The organism is Myxococcales bacterium (assembly GCA_016706225.1).
In the GTDB taxonomy this organism is placed as follows: Bacteria; Myxococcota_A; Polyangia; order Polyangiales; family Polyangiaceae; genus JADJKB01.
Map to the genome: position 1 here is coordinate 1,312,088 of JADJKB010000003.1, position 17,057 is coordinate 1,329,144.

Consider the following 17,057-nt stretch of genomic DNA (forward strand, 5'->3'; position numbering starts at 1 on the left):
CTCCTCGGTCGCGCGCTGCGCCGCCCAGCGCGACCGGGCCGCGTGCGCTTGCGCCAGCGCGAGCTCGTCGCTCACCTCATCGCGCCGCCAGCGCCGCCGCCACGAAGCGGCCGTCGTGCGACAAGCTTACGTCAGCTCCGGTGGGCGCGCCGCGGCCGAACAACCGCGGGGGCTCGAAGCCGTCGAAGCTCACGCTGGAGGGTCGGCGTTCGATGCTGAGCTCTGCGAGAGCAAACCCGAGAGCTTGGCAGGCCATGCGACACAGCAGGGCGCGGCCGGCCGCGCTCGCGTGGGCATGAGGTGACAGCGTCGAGACCTCGACGCGGGGTGAGCGCGGCCCGGAATGCGCGAGCGCGTGGACCCAGGTCTCGCCGTGCGTCAAATCGATGCGGACGACCAGTTCCCGATGACGAACCTCGCGCAGCTCGGGCGAGACCTCCAGCCTTCGATGCGAGAGGCCCGGCGTCTCGCCGAGTTTGACCAGCAGCTTGTACGCGGCCTCCTTGGCAGCGAACAAACTCCAGAAGAAACGCTCGGGCTCCGCAGACTCGTGCAGCGCGCGCCGTTCGCCTGCCGTCAGCACCCGCTCGACGTAGCCCGGCCGCGCAAACGACGCGCGATTGTCGGGGTCCGCGAGATCGACGATGTCGTTGCCGACGAGCCCCAGCAGCATCGCGCCGCGGCTCGGGCTCGGCTCGGCCAACCGAGCCCCCGGCCCTTCAAGCAGCACCGCGCCGGGCCCGGGTGTCACCCGGCGCCCGCGAGGATCAACCGCACGGCGTCCCCGATGGTCTTCACCTTGTCGGCGTCCTCGTCCTTCACCTCGATCTCGAAGGCGTCTTCGATCTCGAGCACCACGTCCACCAGGCGCGCGGAGTTCACCTTCAGATCCTTCAAGATGGAAGTGTCCATGTTCGCGCTTGCCAGGGCCTCGGGCGCCTTGGCAAAGGGCTTGATGATGGCCACGACCTTCTCGAACACTTGCTCTTCCGACATCGACATGACTTCAGGCTCCTCACTCGGAATACTTCTTGAAAATCACACAGCCGTTCACGTCACCAAAACCGAAGCTGGCCTTGGCGACCACCGAGAGCTCTGGCATCTCTCGCGTCTGGTGCACGACTCGACTGGCAAACGGCTCTAGCCCCGGGTGCAGATCTTCGCAATTGATCGAGCCGTGGGCAAATCCTCGGGCGACCTGCAGCACCGACGCGACACACTCGATGCCACCGGCCGCGCCCAGAGCGTGGCCAATCAGGGACTTGGTCGACTGAATCAGCGGCAGCTCCCCGGCCTTCACCCCGAGGGCGGCGCGCCAGTTCTCGACCTCGTGGGGATCGGCGAAGGTCGCCGTCAGGTGCCCGTTGATCAGCTCGATGTCCCGAGCCTGAACGCCGGCCATGGCCACGGCGCCACGGATACAGCGCTGCACACTCTCGGGGTTCGGCGCAGTCATGCTGCCGCCCATCCGGTGTCCGCCGCAGTTCACGTGACCGCCGAGCAGCTCCGCCCAGATGCGCGCGCCTCGCGCTCGCGCGCTCTCCAGGCTCTCCAGCATCAAGACACCCGCGCCGGAGCCGGGAATGAACCCGGCCGCGCTCGCCGACATCGGCCGTGAGGCCTCGGCGGGCGCGTCGTTCTTGCTGCGGTTCAGCACCTTCATCGCGTCGAACCCGGCCCAGATGTACTTCGAGTGACCCTCGGAGCCACCCGCCAGCATGCGCTCGGCGCGACCCTCGCGGATGCGCAGGAACGCATCGACCACGGCTTCGGTGCCGGTGTTGCACGCGCTGGAGTTGGTCGTCACCTGGTTCCCCAGGCCGAGCAGCCCCGCCACGCGCGCGCTGTTCCCACTCGACATGATCTGCTCGACCATGGTGCTGCCGAGGCGCGCGACCTTGCCGGCGTCGGTCTTGGGCGCGAGCTTCTCGGCGATGGTGTCGATGCCGCCGATGCCCGTCCCGAGCACGGCGCCGGTGTTCCAGTCCGGCTCGGCGTCCGTCGCGATCCGCGCCAGACCCGCGTCGACCCAGGCGTCGATGGCGGCGATGGCCGCGTAGATCATGTTCGGGTTCATCGCGTAGAGCTCTTCGTCCGACAGGTACTTGGACTGCAGTTGTTCGACGCCCTGTGGGACTCCCCCGACCTGACACCCGAACTTGAGCTCCGCGAGCTCCGGCACGAGACGGATGCCACTCTCGCCATGGCGCAGCGCGCGCTCGAAGGCGTCGAGACCATGCCCGTTGGGCGCGAGCACACCCAAGCCCGTGACCACGACTCGTCGCTCAGCCATCGCGCATCACTCCCATGCCCGACACCGTGCCCTTGGCCACCGCCTCGCCGCTCGCGAGCGTGAGCACCACGTTCGATTTGAGCTTTCTGCGCCGCCAGAACACCTTCTCGGCCTCCACCCGCACCGTCTCGCCGGGTCGCACAATGCGCTCGAAGTCCACCTGGCAATCGGTGAACAGCGTGACCGTCTTTGCGACTTCGTCCCGCGGGACCTCGAGCCCGAGCAGGTAGATGCCGAGCGCCACGAGCCCGGTCTGACACATCGTCTCGATCAGGATCACCCCCGGCGTCACCGGATCTCCGGGGAAGTGTCCGGCGTAGAAGCTCTCATCAGGCCGAAAGGTGTACTCCCCCACGGCACGGCTCTCGGTGAGCTCGACCAGCCGATCGATGAAACGAAACGGCCGGGCTTGCGGGATGAGCGCGAGCACGTCTTCCGCGCTCAGGGTCATGCCTCACTCCGGTCCATGATCCCGCCGACGCTGTTGGCCGAGCGCGCAGGGTAGTCGGGGTAAGCTATGCCGAGGAACATGCCGACCTTCGCGTCCTTCACGGTGTAGATGAGCTCGCCGTCCACGAGCACCTTGGCCGAACCGATGGCCACCGCGGAGCCCGACTCCTTGAGCTGCGAGAATCGGCGGATGTCGATCTCGTAGCGCACGACCTTGTTGAAAGGCCGGATCTGCCCCGCGAACTCGACCTCCTTGCAACCGAGTGCGCGACCCGAGCCCGGCGCGCCGGCCGCGGCGATGTACAGGCCAACCAGCTGCCAGACGGCGTCGACCCCGAGGCAGCCGGGCTGCACCGGGTCACCGCGGAAGTGACAGTGGAAGAACCAGTCGTCGTGGCGGATGTCCTGCTCCCCCACGATGCGGCCGCGGGGACCGGTGCGGGTGATCTCGAGCACCCGGTCCACCATCAGCATGGGCGGCGTGGGCAGGCGGATGAACTCGGCGGGCGGGTCGTCCACCAGGTTGCCCTGGGAGATCGCCAGGAGCTCCTCTTGGGTGAAGCTCGTGCGCTGCAAGAACTCGGCGTAAGTGATCATGGCTCTTGTCCGATGTCGATGCGCAGGCTCGACCAGGTGAGCCCCGAGCCGACGACGGCGACCAGCACAGTATCGCCCGGCTCGAGCTCTTCCCAGCGCTGAGATAACACGCTGGGCGCGCCCGCCGCGCCGGTGTTGCCGAAATCGACGACGTTGTGCCACTGCTCGTCTTGCCCGAGCGCGGCGCGGCGCGCCACGGCCTCGAGCACCAGGAGGTTCGCCTGGTGGCCAATGAAATGCACCCGACCGCCCGTCTGTGTCTGGCGCGCGCGGGCATCGGGCAAGAGCGCCTCGAGACAGCTCTGGGTGGTCTTGATGGCAAAACGCTGCACGGCGCTGCCGTCTTGAGCAAAGTGTCCAAAACGGGGGATCGTGACCGTACCTGCTCCTGCAGGGGACGACGCGAGGGAGGTCTGCACGATGCGCGCGCGGGCGGGTTCGTCGGCAGAGACGATGGCGGCGCTGGTGGCGTCACCCCACAGGACCGCCGTCGCGCGATCCGCGTAGCTGACGCTGCGGGTGGTGTTCTCCGGATTCACGACCAAAACGAAGCGCGGCAGCCCGCTCATGGAAGCGAGCACGTGCAGATCGGCGCCGAAGCTCGAGCACGCAGAGTTGAGATCGAAGGCCGGGACCTCGATGCCCAGAGCCTGAGCGATCCGACAGGCCTCGGCCGGGATCTGCATTTCGGGACAACACCCACCGGCCACGACCATGCCGATGTCGCTGGCGTTCAGGCCGGCCCGTTCGAGCGCGTGGAGCGCCGCCCGGCGACCGGTCTCGACGTTGGAGTAGAGCGCTGCTTCCTGGCCGGCCCGCACGTCGCTGTTCTTGGTCGCGCGCAAATAGTCGAGCGGCAGCACGGTGCGGCGAGCGCGGATGCCCACGCGTTCGAGGATCCACTCGTTCGTGGTGCCGATGTCGAGCTCCTCGAGGAAGCGGTTGTCGAGCACGTTCTCCGGGTGAAAATGGCCGAGCGCGTGGAGGAAGAGCTCTGCCACCTTCACCCCGCGATGTGCTCGCCGCCGTCGACGCGGATCAGCGCCCCGTTCACCCAGCGCGCTTCGTCGGTGCAGAGCAGAGCGATGAAATCCGCGACGTCTGCCGGCGTGGTCAGCCGCCCCATGGGATTTTTCAGTCGCGCGTGAGCCTTCATCCGAGCGCTCCCGGGGATCAGCCGCAGCGCAGGCGTGTCCGTCACCCCCGCTTGCACCACGTTGGAGCGCACGCCGAACGGTCCCAGCTCGAGCGCGAGCGAACGCGAGACCGACTCGAGCGCGACCTTCGCGGCGGACACGGCGGCATAACCGCGCCAGGCGACCTCGTTCCCTTCGCTGGTCATGCCAATGACCCGGGCGTCGGCAGCAAAGAGCCCGCGCGCGAACACAGCCTGTGCCCAGGTCGCGAGGCTCGTGCCCATGCTGTGGACGGTGCGGGCGAAGTCCTCGTCTTCGAGCCGTGCGTCCGGGTCGTACGGCGGTGGCGACGCCAGGTGGAGCAGTGCGTCGCCCGCTTCCCCTTCGGCAACGAGCGCATCCACGGCTTCACCGAGGGCAGCCTCGGCGACTCCCAGCCGCTCGGCCAGACGCGCGCGCGCTTTGCCAGCAGCCTGACCGTGCGCCGGTGCAAGGGGCCCCACGAGCTTGAGGTTGCCGTAGGCGATCGAGTGCATCAGCAAACGGACTCGCCGCTCTGGGCCCATGCGCGCGGTCAGCTCGTCGAGCACTTTCGCGCGGCCGTCGTCCGCGAGTGCGTCCAGGTTGTGCGCCACGAAGTCGACGCCGGTCGCGCGGAGCTTCTCGAATTCGGGCTCGATGCCCGCCATCGCGCCGCGCCGATCTCGGTGCACGATCGCGATGTTCATGCCGTGGCGCGCGAGTTTGTGCGCCGTCGCCAGGCCGAAACCGCTCGAGCCGCCGAGGATCAGCGCAAAGTGCGCGCGGTCGAAGGCGAGGCTCACGAGGCCAGGCCCTTCCGGGCGGTCTTCACGCTGATGATCGAGGTGATCTCCACGCCCAGCGTGCCGAAGAAGCGCTTGAGTGGGCGGTTGGGACCGATCTCGACGATGCGATCGGCATTGGCGGAGAGGACACGCATGTTGGCCAACCAGTCGACCGTACCTGAAATCTGTCCCGTCAGTGCCGCCAGCAGATCATCGAGGGTTCCCGCGTGAAAGCCCCCCCGCAAGTTCGAGCTGACCCGGGTTGCGAAGCTCACCTTCATGTGCGGCGCGGCGGCCTCGAGCTCGGCCCGAAACTCGGCCTCGATGCCGCGCATCAAACGCGAGTGGAACGGCGCGCTGACGTTCAGCCGAATGACCTCGTGTGCACCGGGGGAGAGCTTGCCCACGATGCGCGCCTCGGCGGCTTCCACCCCGGACGTGGGCCCGGAGATCACCAGCTGATCGAGGGAGTTCAGGTTGGCGACATCGACCCCGAGATCGGCGATCAGCTCGTCGATGCCCGCCTCGACGACGCGCGCAGCAACGATCGCACTCATCGCCCCCGCGCCCACCGGGACCGCAGCCTGCATCAGCGCACCACGCCGGTGCACCAGGCGCACCGCCTGTGCGAGGGGGAGCACCCCGGCGCCGCACAACGCGCTGTACTCACCCAGGCTGTGACCGCCAAAAGCCGTCGGCGCGAGACCCCACTCGCTCTGGATGACGCGCAGCATGGCCAGCTCTGCCGTGACGATCGCGGGCTGGGTGAACTCCGTCAGATCGAGCCGCGGGTCGTCGTCGAAACACAGCTTCGCGACGTCGAACCCGAGTGCATCGCTGGCCTCCGTGAACACCTCACGGGCGAGCGGGAACTCGTCATGGAAGTCCCGCGCCATGCCCGCGCGTTGTGACCCCTGGCCTGGAAAGACGACCGTGATTTCGCCCATCGGCCCCCCGGCCGTAGCACGACCCGGGCGCGGGCTGACGACCTAGTTTTCCCGGCAGGCGGCCGAAGCGCGGGCGGGACCAGGATTTTTCCGGGGCGCGACCCGCTCCCCGCCCGGGCTGGCGCTTCGCACGGATCACCAAGCGCCGTCCGGAGTAGCATGCCCCCGCCTTGTCCTCGCCCGCGGTCATCGCCATCTCGTTCGTCATTCCGTTCTTGAACGAGGAAAAGACCCTGCGCGAGCTGTTCGAGCGCATCCGCGACGCGACGCTGCCAGTGCTGCCCGAGGGCGAGACGTTCGAGCTCGTGTTCGTCGACGATGGCAGCACCGATGGCTCGGTGGCCGAGATCCTGAAACTGGTCGAAGAGCAGCCGAACGTGCGCCTGATCGAGCTGATGGGGAACTTCGGCAAGAGCGCCGCGCTGGCCGCCGGTTTCGGACAGGCGCGGGGCCGCATCGTCTTCACGCTCGACGCGGATCTGCAGGACGATCCCAAGGAGATCCCCCGCTTCCTCGCGAGGCTCGACGAGGGTTTCGACGTCGTCAGCGGCTACAAACAGAAACGCAACGACCCGTTCACCAAGGTGATCCCGTCGCGGGTGTTCAACTGGATGGTGCGCCGCACGACCGGTGTCCACTTGCACGACGTGAACTGCGGCTTCAAGGCCTACAAGAAGGCCGTGCTCGAGAACGTCCGGCTGTACGGCGACCTGCATCGCTTCGTGCCGGTGCTGGCGCACTGGAAACGCTTCCGCGTCGGTGAGATCGTGGTGGAACACCACGCTCGGAAACACGGCGAGACGAAATTCGGCGGCAGCCGCTTCTTCCGGGGGCTGATGGACCTGATGACGGTCGTCTTCTTGATGAAATACGAGCGCAGACCGGCGCACTTCTTCGGGGCCATCGGCACCGCCACCCTGTTTGCTGGGTTCGCCGTGTGTGCGTACCTGGTCGGCGTGAAGCTGATGGGCGAGGCCATCGGGCATCGCCCGCTGCTCAGCCTGGGTGTGCTGTTGATCTTGGTCGGCGTGCAGATCTTGGCGACCGGCTTGATCGCGGAGCTGATGGTCCACTCACGACCGGACGTGCCCTTCGTGGTCAAACGCAGCTCGGGGTTCGAGCGCGGAGCGAGCGAAGAGTGATCCCCGACAGCTACTTCGACCGCTTCGAGACACCGAAGTATCGCGCCAAGAACCCGGTTCAGCGTGAGCTCATCCGGCGTTTCGTGACCCGGGTCCACGCGCTGTTCTTGGAGGCCGGCCCGCTTCAGTCGGTGCTCGAGATTGGTGTCGGCGAGGGCTTCCTCTCCGGGTACCTGAGCGAGAAGCTGCCGGAAAAGAGCTTCACCGGCGTCGATGTGCACGAAGAGGATCTGGCGCGCCTGCGCGCGAAGTTCCCGCGCATCAAGACCCACGCGGCGAGCATCTACGACGTCGGACAGCTCCCGGGCCGCTACGACCTGGTGCTCTGCGCCGAGGTGCTGGAGCACGTCGACGACCCGGACCGCGCCCTCGCGGCCATCATGCGCCTGGCGCCGAAGCGCGTGCTCTTGACGGTGCCCCACGAGCCTTGGTTCTTGCTCTCCAACCTGCTGCGAGGAAAGAACCTGACGCGACTCGGGAACGATCCGGAGCACCTTCAGCTCTTCACCGGTCGGCGCTTCGAGAGGTTGATCTCACGGCACGTGGACGTGATGCGCATGACTCGAAGTTATCCTTGGCTGCTCGCCCTCGGGAGCCCCAGAGCGTGAGCGGGGCGAACTGATGCGAGCCACCTGATGCCGCCGGTCCTCGTGCTCCTGCTCCTGGCCGCCGCCGCGGCCGCAGCGTATCGCTTCACGCGCAGGGTCGAGGGCAGCTTCTTCGACCACGACGGCGTGCGTCTGCACTTCACGGACGAGGGCGACGGGACGCCCGTGATCTTGCTCCACGGGTTCGCGGTGAACGCCGATCTCAACTGGCGCCTCGTCGGGTTGACCCAGTCGCTGGCCAAGTACCGACGGGTCGTCGCTCTCGACTTGCGTGGCCACGGGCTGAGCGACAAACCCCACGACCCGGCGGAGTATGGCGCGTTGATGGCGGAGGACGTGGTGGCCTTGCTGGATCACCTGAAGATCCAGCGGGCGCACGTGGTCGGCTACTCCCTCGGGGGCATCATCGCGCTGAAGCTCGCGGTCGCTCATCCGGAGCGCTTGCTCTCGGTGTCGCCGCTCGGGGCGGGCTGGGAGGATCCGGACGACAGCGATTTTGTCCGAGCCATGGGCGGCATCGCCGACGCGCTGGAGTCGGGCCGGGGTGTGCCGCCGCTGTCGGGATCCCTCGGGGGAGCGCGAAAACGGCCGGGATTGCTGCATACGACCTGGGTCCGAGTCATGACCCGTCATCTGAACGACGGCCCTGCGCTCGGCGCCATGGTGCGCGGTCTCGGGGGGCTGATCCTGGGGCGCAACGAGCTCGAGACGATCGCCGTGCCCGTGTGCAGCATCGTGGGCAGCGCGGATCCCATGCTGCTCGGCGTCGAGCGGATGCGAGGCGCCGTGCCCGATCACACGATCCACGTCATCGAAGGTGCGGATCACATCCAGGCGGTTCGACGGCCCGAGCTGCGACGTGCGCTGCTGGCGTTTCTCGCGGACCACGCGCCTGGAGAGTGAGGCGTGGCCCGAGCGGGAGCTCAGGTCGCGTCGAAGTGGTCGATGATGGCGTCGAGCGGCTCGAGATGACTCGCGTCGACACCCACGAATCCTTCTGCTTCGAATAGCTCGCGCGCGGCGGCAGTGAGCTCCTCGTCCTTCGACTCGATCAACGCGCTCTTGATCGCCAGCGCGACGGCCGGCTCGAGCTCCGTGCTGGCGGCGAGCACGTCGGCGGGGATGGGGCCATGCGCAAACACGATCCGGGCCGGGGTCTCGCCCCAGCCGGCGCTGAGCATGACTCCGGCAGCATCGCGGTGGACGTAGGTGGCGCCCACGTCGGCGGTGCCTTCGACCACCGCCTGCACGACGGCCTGGTGGGAACCCTCGAAGGACTCCGACGCGAACAGCTTGGTCAGCTCGTGGCCGCGTGCGCGCAGCGCTGCGCGAACCACGGCGTAACCGGCCGCGCTGGCGCGGTCCACCCAGGCCACGCGGGCTCCCCCGAGCTCGGACTCCACTGTGAGCTTGGATGAGGAGAGCGCAAACAGCGCGGTGTGGATCGAGGCCGACCCGCCCCGGAGCGGTGCCACCAGCGGCGCGGCGCGACCTGCGCGCGCGGCCCGCAGCGCTGCGATGGGAGGAAGCCACGCGAGCTCGATTTCACCGGCGTCGAGGCTGTGAGCGAGGCGCTCGTAGCTGCGAGTCTGAACCGGCTCGACGGGCAAACCGAGCACTCGACCGAGCGCGCGCGACAATCGTTCGAGGCGCGCGAGGGACACGGCGGCGTCGACCATGTGCATCGGCAAGCGGGTCACCCCGACACTGCGCGCGACGCCGATCCTGACCTGGTCGCTCATCTTCCCCAGCCGAGGTTAAACCACCGGGGGGGAGTTGGCGACCCCGGACGCTGACACGCGAGCCAACGGTTTCCGGCTCGAGCGCCTCAGTAGGCGACGCCGGAGTACGGGCACTTCTTCACGAGGTCGGTGCAGTCCGATGGGGGCATGCAGTCGATGAACTGAGGGCAGCTCGGATCTTGCTCACATCCGCAACCGCATTGGTTTTCGAAGCCCTTGGTGCTCGGCGGACACGCGAAGTCGATGACCATGCACGTCTTTGGGTCCGTCGCGACGTACTTCTTCCACCACTCTTTGGCGGGGTCGCACTGGCACGCCTTGGTCGTACACGAGACCACCTTCGGGCTCTCACACACGCAGGTGTTGCAGCCATCGAGGGCCGGGAACTTGTCGCCGACCGGGTAGGCTTTGCCCCCGTAGACACACGGTGCGGCGCAGCCGATCTCGGTACACGACACGGCACCGCCGCCTTCACACGTGCACTTGTTGCAGCCGTCGTTCGCGGGAAAGCTGTCCCCGGGGTTGTAGTGCACGCCGTCGTAGTCACAACCGGACACACAATCCACGAGGGTGCAGCCCACCGAGCCGTCATCCAGGCACCCGCAAGTGTTGCAGCCGTCGCCAGCCGGGAACGAGGCGCCGAACGGGTACTTCTTGCCCTGGTAGTCGCATCCTCCACCGGAGCCTCCACCGCCCGTGGCGCCCGAACCCCCGGCTCCCGCCGCGCCCCCGGTTCCGGACCCGTCGCTGGAAGTGGACCCGCCACACGCGGCGAGCGCGAGCAGGGCTGCGGGGACCAGGAACAAGGCTCGGTATGACAGGACAGTCGGCATTGGCTCACCTTTGTGCCGCGATGCGGCCATAAAACGTGGTTTCCCCGGCTACTTGAAAGATCCATGCCGGTCTCGGCTGGGCAGAGGGCGGCGCTGGTGTCACCATTCGCCCGCCATGCTGCTCTCTCCCGTCGCTTTTGCCGCCGGCGCCGCCACCTGGAGCTTCGCCGAATATGCACTCCACCGTTTCGCCGGGCACGCGCCACGGCAGCGCAAGAGTGATCAGAAGCCCGGCCTCTTCGATGGTGACTTTGGCTCGGAGCACCAGGCCCACCACACCGACACACGCTACTTCACTCCCACCGCCCGCAAGGCCAAGACGGCAGCCGTCGCCCTCGCTGCGGTAGGCACCGTTGGCTCGTTCGCGTTCGGGCCGCGCCGCGCGCTGTCGTTCGTGCTGGGCTTCGGCGTCACGTACGCGGGGTACGAGCTCCTGCATCGGCGCACCCACACTCACGCGCCACCGCACGCCTACGGCCGCTGGGCGCGCAGACACCACCTGTCGCACCACTTCGCAAACCCGGCAACGAATCACGGCGTGACCAGCCCGATCTGGGATCTGGTGTTCGGCACCTACGCGGAACACGGCAAGCTGCGCGTGCCCCGGCGTCACGTGCCACCGTGGCTCGTCGATGACCACGGCAGCGTGCGCCCCGAGTATGCAGCCGAGTACGAGGTCGCGAGCGTGCCCCAGGCGACGGCTTCGGCGAACTGAGCCGCAGAAAGCGTTTCGCGGGCGGCGGGGAAACAATTCGCGCAATCGCGCGGTCTGCGCGTCAAGGGCTCGCAGCGCGTGCGCGCAGCGGTCTCGAGAGCAGCCACACCAGCACATCCGCGAGCAGCGTCGCCCCGCGCGAGATGAGCAGCGCAGCGAGCGCCGGAGCGGCACCCAGTGCCGGCACCAACCCGACCGAGAGCACCGCCTCGCGCACTCCTGCGCCCGCGGGCGCAGCCAGCGCGAGGAAACCCACGATCGGAGCGATCACGAACAGCCCCGTCATCGACAAGGCTGCGGAGGCGTCCGCACCGGCCGCCCGGGTGATCAGGTAACCGTGCGCGAGCCAGGTACCCCAGTAGACGATGTGCAAGAGCGGCAAGCGCCAAGGCACGAGCGGCCCCTCACCGTCGAGGCGCATGAATCGCATGACTCGCGCGGGGTAACGCCTGCGATCGATGACCACCAGCAGAACCACACCCACGGAGAGCAGGCCGACGATGACCGGCGCGAAACGGCCGAGCAACGCCGTGATGCTGGACTGTCCGTGGGCAAACAAGGTCAGGAACGCAAAACCGACGGCGCTGCCGACGGCAACGAACGACATCAGCTCGACGATCACCGACGAGCCAGCGACCGCAGCAGGCACACCGAGAGACTTTGCCCCCGCCATACGCACGACCGGGATGCCGACCTTGCCCGGGATGTAGCGCGCCATCTGGCTCTCGGCGTGGAGCGCGACACTCGGACCGAACGCCACGCTGCGCCCCGTCATGCGCTCGAGCAGGACCTTCCACGCGACCGCCAGGATGACTCCGCCCACGATCAGGGGCAGCACGGACGAGAGCACGAGCCCCCACGCGAGCTCGACCTTTCCCCCTTCCCAGCGGCGGGCCAGATCCCAGGAGGCCCAGGCGATGAAGGCGATCGTGAGCACGAGCATCACCGGGCGCAGCGCGCGCTTCCAGCGCGTCAGTCCGGTGTCGGGAGCTACGACGGGCGGAGGCTCACCCTCTTCCGTCACAACGACCAGTCCTGGATCAACTTGGCGTTGTCCTTCGCGTCGTGCCCCTTCCGGAGCAACACGAAGTCATTCTCTCGGCCGACGACCCCATACTTCCCGGTCTTGACGGCGTCGGTGAAGAGCTGGCGAGTCTGCTCGAAATCGAGCTCGTTCCTCGCGGCCAGCATGTACTCGCAGTCGTAGATGCCGCGCCGCATCGCGTACATGTAGCGGCGGCTCGAGACGTGCGGGCCGATGTTCTCCGTCGCGACCACGCTGGCGTCCGCGGGAATGGCAGCGATGACCCGCAAGAGGGCCGCGTAGCGAGCCCGCTCGTCATCCGAATAACCAAAGTCGATGGCGAAGTACCCCCCTTTGACGCTGTCGGCGCGGCGGGCGAAGGCGCCGTAGTTGTAAGACAGCGTCGCCGACGCCAGCGCGAGCGCGCCGATCACCGCGCGCGCCCGCAAGCGCCCCTGCTCACCCTCCGCCAGCATGCTGCCGAGGGCGAGGGTCGCTGCCAGAAACACATACGGCACCCAGTGCATCGCGTACTGGAACGAGAAACCGATCAGCGGCTTGTAGTCTGTCGCGAGCAGCGTCAGCACCGTGCCCGGGATCAGCGCGGCCCACAGGTACCAGCGTCGGAGCGGCAGCAGCGCCACCGGCACGAGCAGGTGCAACACGTAGAGCAGCTTGTCCTTCTCGAGCACTTCGTTCAGCACGAAGAGGGGATTGGTGAGCAGCGTCTTGATCACGCTGCCAAAACCCGTCTGGCCCGGTGAGTACAGTCCCTTGTACATGTCCGGAAACCACCAGGAGCCGGCGTTATCCATGATCACGAAGCGCAAGATCACGAACCAGATGCTGGACACCACCGCCATCAGAGCGCCGATCTTCGGCCGGTAGCCAGAGAGCAGCAGAAACGCACCGCCGACAGCCAGACCGATCGGCACGTCCTCACGCATCAACGAGGCACACAGGTAGGCGGGTGCGAACAGCCACCACTTCTTGCGCTCGACGGCCCAGTAGGTCGAGAGCACGAAGAACCCGGACAACGACAGGTACTTCGACTCGGTGAAGTTCGCGGAGTGCAGCGGGTAGTAGGCCAGGTACGCCAGGGCGAGGGCCACGGCCATCCAGGGGCTGACGCGCCGGCGGGCAATGCCGAAGAGTGGCAGCGCGCCCATGCCCAGGAGCGCGCTCTGAATCACGATCAGCGTCTCGGGTTTCGGGTAGAGCGCGTAGACCGGCATGATCACGTACTGGCCGAGCTTCGCGTGAGCGGCCAGGTACTGGCTTGCCTTGTCCCCGAACGAGACCGTGCTCTGCATGTGCGCGCCGCGCATGGCCGAGAAGATCAGGTTGTTGTCGATGGCCAGATCGAAGTTGTGGGTGCGCAGCTTGTGGTGCCAGCGGATGTTGTAGAAGCTCATGAACGCCACGTAGGCGACCACCGCCGCGCCCACGATCAGGAGCGGCCCGTGCTGTTTCAGGAATGCGGGAACCCGCTGCCTCACCCACTCCAGCGCTCGAGTGACCCGAACGGGGATCGAGCGGAGCGACTGCACCGCGAGCACTTCCGCCACGAGCGCGAGCGCGAGCACCAACACGACCAGTACGTCCTGGCGATTCACCCAAGGTTTGGCCCGGAACACCTGGGGGAAGAGCGGCAAGAGCAGGAGCGGTGACAAGAACCACAGCACTCGCTCGACCGCGTTGATGCCCCACTTCTTTCGCCAAGCCGCCACGAGCAGCGCACCTCCGATGGCGGTGCCGACGCCGAGCGCGATCAGCGTGGTCTTGATCATCAACATGCGCTCGGGCATGCCGAGCAGATTCTTTTCGAGGAACGGCGGCACCCACGCCTTGCCGAACGCAAACACCACCCACAGCGCAACGGCCGCTGCGAGCAGTGCACTCAGCGACAAGCTGCGCGCGATGACCGCGAGCCGGTGGCCCGGTCCGGCGTAACCCTTCTCCGGCTCGGGGATCGGTGCGGAGCTCGACCCATCGGGTGGCGACGCGGCCTTGCTCTCGTCATCGGGCGAGGGGGTCGCGGCGAGCGATGCGGCCCCTCCTTCCGCCGAAGCCACTGCTTCGGTCGAGGTCGTGGCCGCTGAAGACACCGGCGAAACCCCGTCGGATTCGGCGTCCACGGCTTCGCGCTCGGCAGGTCCCTCTGCCGGGGGAGCGGGCTCGCGGTCGTCCGCCGAGGTCATTGTCGGGCGTTTACCACGCCTGGGGGTGAATGTAGGACAAGGCTGCGGGCGAGACGATCCCGCCGCTCGGACGTTGTGGTAGACCAAGCCATCTTTCGGGAGCGGACGCGCCGCGGGCGTCCGGAGTCTCCCCGAAACAAAAGGGAGCAGCCATGCGCTCACGGTCGCGAACTCGTTTCGGCCTCTTCGCTTCACTCACCCTCGGTTTCGTTGCGTGCGGCGGACGCAGCACGATCGATTTCGGGCTCGATCCGGGACCCGCTGGCGGCGGAGGGAGCGGCGGATTCGGCGGCACGGGAGTGGTCGGTGGCTCAGGCGGGATCTCGGGCGATGGCGGCGCGCCGGGTGGCGGTGCCGGTGGCGTCGCGGGGGAGGCCGGAGCGCCCGGCGGTGGAGCGAGCGGCGCGGGCGGCGGCGGGTTCTGCGAAGACCCGGGCTCACCGTGTGAGATCTGCACGTGCGACAATTGTCCCGACGAGCTCAAGGCGTGCGCGGACAACGGCGGCTGCATGCCGATCCTCGCCTGCGCGCAGAACGCTGGCTGCAGCGGAGCGCAGTGTCTCGGGCCCTGCGGCCCGGTGATCAACCAGAACGGCGGGCCCCTCGGCAAGTCGGCGAACCTGGCGCAACAGGTGGGTCAGTGCCGCGCCCAAGCGAAATGCGATTGCGGCGCCGGCGGAAGCGGCGGCACCGGCGGCGGCGGCGGAACTGGCACCGGTGGCGGCGGCGGGACCGGACCCCTGGCGTGCATCGGCTGTGTGGCTCAGAAGTGCCCGTCGGTTCAGCAGTGTGTGCTGGATCAGAAGTGCCGCGACGGCGCAATCTGCGCGATGCAGAAGTGTCTGTCGGGCGGCGGCGGCGGGCCGAATCTGCAGTGCATGATCCAGTGTTTCAACGGTGACTTTGGCGCTGCGTTCCAGGCGTTCCAGGGCATCCAGTGTTTCCTCACCTCGTGCGGTCAGACCTGCGGCGGTGTCATTCCGGGTCTGCCCGGAGGCGGAACACCCCCCGGCGGTTGAACACGGCAGCTCCCTGAACGAGGTCCGCCGTCGCGCGGACTCCGGGCTCATCCCTGCAGCGCGCAGGGGACACACCAGGCGTGGAATCGAGGTACCCTCGAGCCATGATTCATCCGCCTTCGCTCGGTCGCACGGCTCTGCTCTTTGCGCTCGCGCTGACCGCTTCGGCAGAAGCGAAGACGCTGAAGCTCCGCGCCCCTTCGAAGACGCTGAGCATCGAGTGCAGCACCAGCACCAACTGGAGCTTTCACGACGGCCCCTGGTACCAGCGCGGACGCGACCTGGTGCAGGACGCGACCAAGTTCGGAGCCAGCGGCACAGTGAAGGACGACTTCGTCTTCAACCCGCCCTTCGACAACTTCGACCCGGCACAGCTGGACGGAGCGGACGTGTTCTTGTTGAACCCGGTCAACATCAAGGTCGACCGCCAGCAGTTCATGCCATTTCGCACCTACGCCCTGGGCGGTGTCGGTTTCATCTCGTTCCAGAACGAGGGCCTCACCTTCATGGCCGACAAGAGCACCTGCGCGCCGGACAACATCGCCAACGTGACGAGCGCCGGCAGCAACACGCCGGTGATGAACGGTCCCTTCGGCCAGGTCGGTGCGACGTTCGGCACGGGCTGGAACTGTTCGTTCAAGAACTTCGAGGCCGGCGTGATTCAGCTCGCGACGAACTCCGTGGGACCGAACTCGTTGCTGCTGGATCTGGGGCTGACGTCACCGGGCTCGGCGCGGGCCGTATCGTTCGGAGACGAAGAGCACTTTGCCGGGCCTTTCTCCCAGAGCGGCTGCGGGTCACAGTTCGTGACTCAAGCCGCGAACGAGAAGCTGTTCCTCAACACCTTGGCCTGGGTGGCTGAGACCGCGCACGACCCGATCCCGGACGCGGTGGAGGGAACCGGGGACAAGGACAACGACGGCATCCCCGACTACCTGGACGGGGACAACGATAACGACAACATCCTCGACCTGTTCGAGGCGGGCGACAAAGACCCGACCACGCCGCCGATCGACACCGACAAGGACGGCACGCCCGACTACAACGACGACGACTCGGACGCTGACGGAATCAAGGACGCCATCGAGAGCCCGGGTGACATCCTCGACCCGCCAATCGACACCGACAAGGACGGCACGCCGGACTTTCAAGATACCGACAGCGACAACGACACGGTCTTGGATGGGGTCGACAACTGTCGCCTGGTCGCGAACACCGATCAAACGGACACGGACAAGGACGGCACCGGCGACGCCTGCGACGGCACGCCGGGTGATCCAGATGCGGGCAGCGGTGGCGCTGGCGCAAGTGGTGGCGCGGCCGGCGCGGGGGGAGGCGGTTTCCCGGACGCGAGCCCGATCGATGGATCCAGCTCGGGAGGCAGCGGCGGAGGCAGCGGCGGCAGCAGCGGCAAGGGTTCGACCTCGGCGGCGAACGACGACGGCGGCTGCGGCTGTCGCGTCGCGGAGAACCGAAGCGCGGGACTCGCGTGGCTCGGGCTGGCTGCGTTCGGAGTGTGGATTGGGCGGCGGCGGCGGGGCTGA

Annotated in this window: 18 protein-coding genes; 6 read left to right on the forward strand and 12 right to left on the reverse strand. The window is 67.5% G+C overall.

All coding sequences use genetic code 11. The features are described from left to right. Positions 1-76: 76 nt before the first annotated feature. The 8 genes from IPI67_07480 to IPI67_07515 form a co-directional block, all read right to left on the reverse strand. Entirely contained in the window at positions 77-673 is a 597-nt protein-coding gene (locus IPI67_07480) for a 4'-phosphopantetheinyl transferase superfamily protein (protein ID MBK7580034.1), read from the reverse strand. A 74-nt stretch (positions 674-747) separates the two neighbouring features. Continuing rightward, entirely contained in the window at positions 748-996 is a 249-nt protein-coding gene (locus IPI67_07485; protein MBK7580035.1) for an acyl carrier protein, read from the reverse strand. Between the two features lie 19 nt (positions 997-1,015). Beyond that, the gene (locus tag IPI67_07490; protein ID MBK7580036.1) at positions 1,016-2,293 is read right to left on the reverse strand and encodes a beta-ketoacyl-[acyl-carrier-protein] synthase family protein; all 1,278 of its coding nucleotides are present in this window, start codon (positions 2,291-2,293) and stop codon (positions 1,016-1,018) included. Then, positions 2,286-2,744: a beta-hydroxyacyl-ACP dehydratase gene (locus IPI67_07495; protein ID MBK7580037.1), complete on the reverse strand. Its 459-nt coding sequence runs from the start codon at positions 2,742-2,744 to the stop codon at positions 2,286-2,288. The genes IPI67_07490 and IPI67_07495 overlap by 8 nt, the downstream gene beginning before the upstream one ends. Continuing rightward, positions 2,741-3,340: a bifunctional 3-hydroxydecanoyl-ACP dehydratase/trans-2-decenoyl-ACP isomerase gene (gene fabA / locus IPI67_07500; GenBank protein ID MBK7580038.1), complete on the reverse strand. Its 600-nt coding sequence runs from the start codon at positions 3,338-3,340 to the stop codon at positions 2,741-2,743. The genes IPI67_07495 and fabA overlap by 4 nt, the downstream gene beginning before the upstream one ends. Beyond that, a complete protein-coding gene (locus tag IPI67_07505; protein ID MBK7580039.1) occupies positions 3,337-4,341 on the reverse strand; it encodes a ketoacyl-ACP synthase III in 1,005 nt (334 codons plus the stop codon). The genes fabA and IPI67_07505 overlap by 4 nt, the downstream gene beginning before the upstream one ends. A gap of 2 nt (positions 4,342-4,343) precedes the next feature. Next, positions 4,344-5,204: an SDR family oxidoreductase gene (locus tag IPI67_07510; GenBank protein ID MBK7580040.1), complete on the reverse strand. Its 861-nt coding sequence runs from the start codon at positions 5,202-5,204 to the stop codon at positions 4,344-4,346. Positions 5,205-5,296: 92 nt separating this feature from the next. Beyond that, positions 5,297-6,229, reverse strand: a complete 933-nt coding sequence (locus IPI67_07515) for an ACP S-malonyltransferase (protein ID MBK7580041.1) — start codon at positions 6,227-6,229, stop codon at positions 5,297-5,299. A gap of 188 nt (positions 6,230-6,417) precedes the next feature. Between IPI67_07515 and IPI67_07520 the strand changes: the two genes are divergently transcribed. The 3 genes from IPI67_07520 to IPI67_07530 are packed head-to-tail and all read left to right on the forward strand — an operon-like array spanning position 6,418 to position 8,882. Next, on the forward strand, positions 6,418-7,371 hold the full coding sequence (locus IPI67_07520) for a glycosyltransferase family 2 protein (protein ID MBK7580042.1): 954 nt from the start codon (positions 6,418-6,420) through the stop codon (positions 7,369-7,371). Then, positions 7,368-7,979, forward strand: a complete 612-nt coding sequence (locus IPI67_07525) for a class I SAM-dependent methyltransferase (protein MBK7580043.1) — start codon at positions 7,368-7,370, stop codon at positions 7,977-7,979. The genes IPI67_07520 and IPI67_07525 overlap by 4 nt, the downstream gene beginning before the upstream one ends. A 27-nt stretch (positions 7,980-8,006) precedes the next feature. Next, on the forward strand, positions 8,007-8,882 hold the full coding sequence (locus IPI67_07530; GenBank protein ID MBK7580044.1) for an alpha/beta fold hydrolase: 876 nt from the start codon (positions 8,007-8,009) through the stop codon (positions 8,880-8,882). Positions 8,883-8,902: 20 nt separating this feature from the next. Here the strand turns inward: IPI67_07530 and IPI67_07535 are convergent, their stop codons facing one another. Together IPI67_07535 and IPI67_07540 are read right to left on the reverse strand one after the other, a co-directional pair. Next, a complete protein-coding gene (locus tag IPI67_07535; GenBank protein MBK7580045.1) occupies positions 8,903-9,721 on the reverse strand; it encodes a PhnD/SsuA/transferrin family substrate-binding protein in 819 nt (272 codons plus the stop codon). Positions 9,722-9,807: 86 nt separating this feature from the next. Then, entirely contained in the window at positions 9,808-10,554 is a 747-nt protein-coding gene (locus IPI67_07540; protein MBK7580046.1) for a hypothetical protein, read from the reverse strand. Between the two features lie 115 nt (positions 10,555-10,669). Between IPI67_07540 and IPI67_07545 the strand changes: the two genes are divergently transcribed. Then, complete coding sequence (locus IPI67_07545) at positions 10,670-11,269, forward strand: sterol desaturase family protein (protein MBK7580047.1); 600 nt, start codon at positions 10,670-10,672, stop codon at positions 11,267-11,269. A gap of 61 nt (positions 11,270-11,330) precedes the next feature. On the opposite strand, the gene IPI67_07550 is transcribed toward IPI67_07545, so the two are convergent. After that, on the reverse strand, positions 11,331-12,293 hold the full coding sequence (locus tag IPI67_07550; GenBank protein ID MBK7580048.1) for a flippase-like domain-containing protein: 963 nt from the start codon (positions 12,291-12,293) through the stop codon (positions 11,331-11,333). Beyond that, the gene (locus IPI67_07555) at positions 12,290-14,494 is read right to left on the reverse strand and encodes a DUF2079 domain-containing protein (protein ID MBK7580049.1); all 2,205 of its coding nucleotides are present in this window, start codon (positions 14,492-14,494) and stop codon (positions 12,290-12,292) included. The genes IPI67_07550 and IPI67_07555 overlap by 4 nt, the downstream gene beginning before the upstream one ends. Positions 14,495-14,646: 152 nt before the next feature. On the opposite strand from IPI67_07555, the gene IPI67_07560 reads away from it, so the two are divergent. Both IPI67_07560 and IPI67_07565 read left to right on the forward strand, forming a co-directional pair. Continuing rightward, on the forward strand, positions 14,647-15,513 hold the full coding sequence (locus IPI67_07560) for a hypothetical protein (protein ID MBK7580050.1): 867 nt from the start codon (positions 14,647-14,649) through the stop codon (positions 15,511-15,513). 104 nt (positions 15,514-15,617) lie between these two features. Then, positions 15,618-17,057: a hypothetical protein gene (locus IPI67_07565; protein ID MBK7580051.1), complete on the forward strand. Its 1,440-nt coding sequence runs from the start codon at positions 15,618-15,620 to the stop codon at positions 17,055-17,057.

Coding starts and splice junctions, on each gene's coding strand:
- IPI67_07480 (MBK7580034.1), bottom strand. CDS start 673: ATGCTGCTGGGGCTCGTCGGCAACGACATCGTCGATCTCGCGGACCCC.
- IPI67_07485 (MBK7580035.1), bottom strand. CDS start 996: ATGTCGGAAGAGCAAGTGTTCGAGAAGGTCGTGGCCATCATCAAGCCC.
- IPI67_07490 (MBK7580036.1), bottom strand. CDS start 2,293: ATGGCTGAGCGACGAGTCGTGGTCACGGGCTTGGGTGTGCTCGCGCCC.
- IPI67_07495 (MBK7580037.1), bottom strand. CDS start 2,744: ATGACCCTGAGCGCGGAAGACGTGCTCGCGCTCATCCCGCAAGCCCGG.
- fabA (MBK7580038.1), bottom strand. CDS start 3,340: ATGATCACTTACGCCGAGTTCTTGCAGCGCACGAGCTTCACCCAAGAG.
- IPI67_07510 (MBK7580040.1), bottom strand. CDS start 5,204: ATGAACATCGCGATCGTGCACCGAGATCGGCGCGGCGCGATGGCGGGC.
- IPI67_07515 (MBK7580041.1), bottom strand. CDS start 6,229: ATGGGCGAAATCACGGTCGTCTTTCCAGGCCAGGGGTCACAACGCGCG.
- IPI67_07530 (MBK7580044.1), top strand. CDS start 8,007: ATGCCGCCGGTCCTCGTGCTCCTGCTCCTGGCCGCCGCCGCGGCCGCA.
- IPI67_07535 (MBK7580045.1), bottom strand. CDS start 9,721: ATGAGCGACCAGGTCAGGATCGGCGTCGCGCGCAGTGTCGGGGTGACC.
- IPI67_07540 (MBK7580046.1), bottom strand. CDS start 10,554: ATGCCGACTGTCCTGTCATACCGAGCCTTGTTCCTGGTCCCCGCAGCC.
- IPI67_07545 (MBK7580047.1), top strand. CDS start 10,670: ATGCTGCTCTCTCCCGTCGCTTTTGCCGCCGGCGCCGCCACCTGGAGC.
- IPI67_07555 (MBK7580049.1), bottom strand. CDS start 14,494: ATGACCTCGGCGGACGACCGCGAGCCCGCTCCCCCGGCAGAGGGACCT.
- IPI67_07560 (MBK7580050.1), top strand. CDS start 14,647: ATGCGCTCACGGTCGCGAACTCGTTTCGGCCTCTTCGCTTCACTCACC.
- IPI67_07565 (MBK7580051.1), top strand. CDS start 15,618: ATGATTCATCCGCCTTCGCTCGGTCGCACGGCTCTGCTCTTTGCGCTC.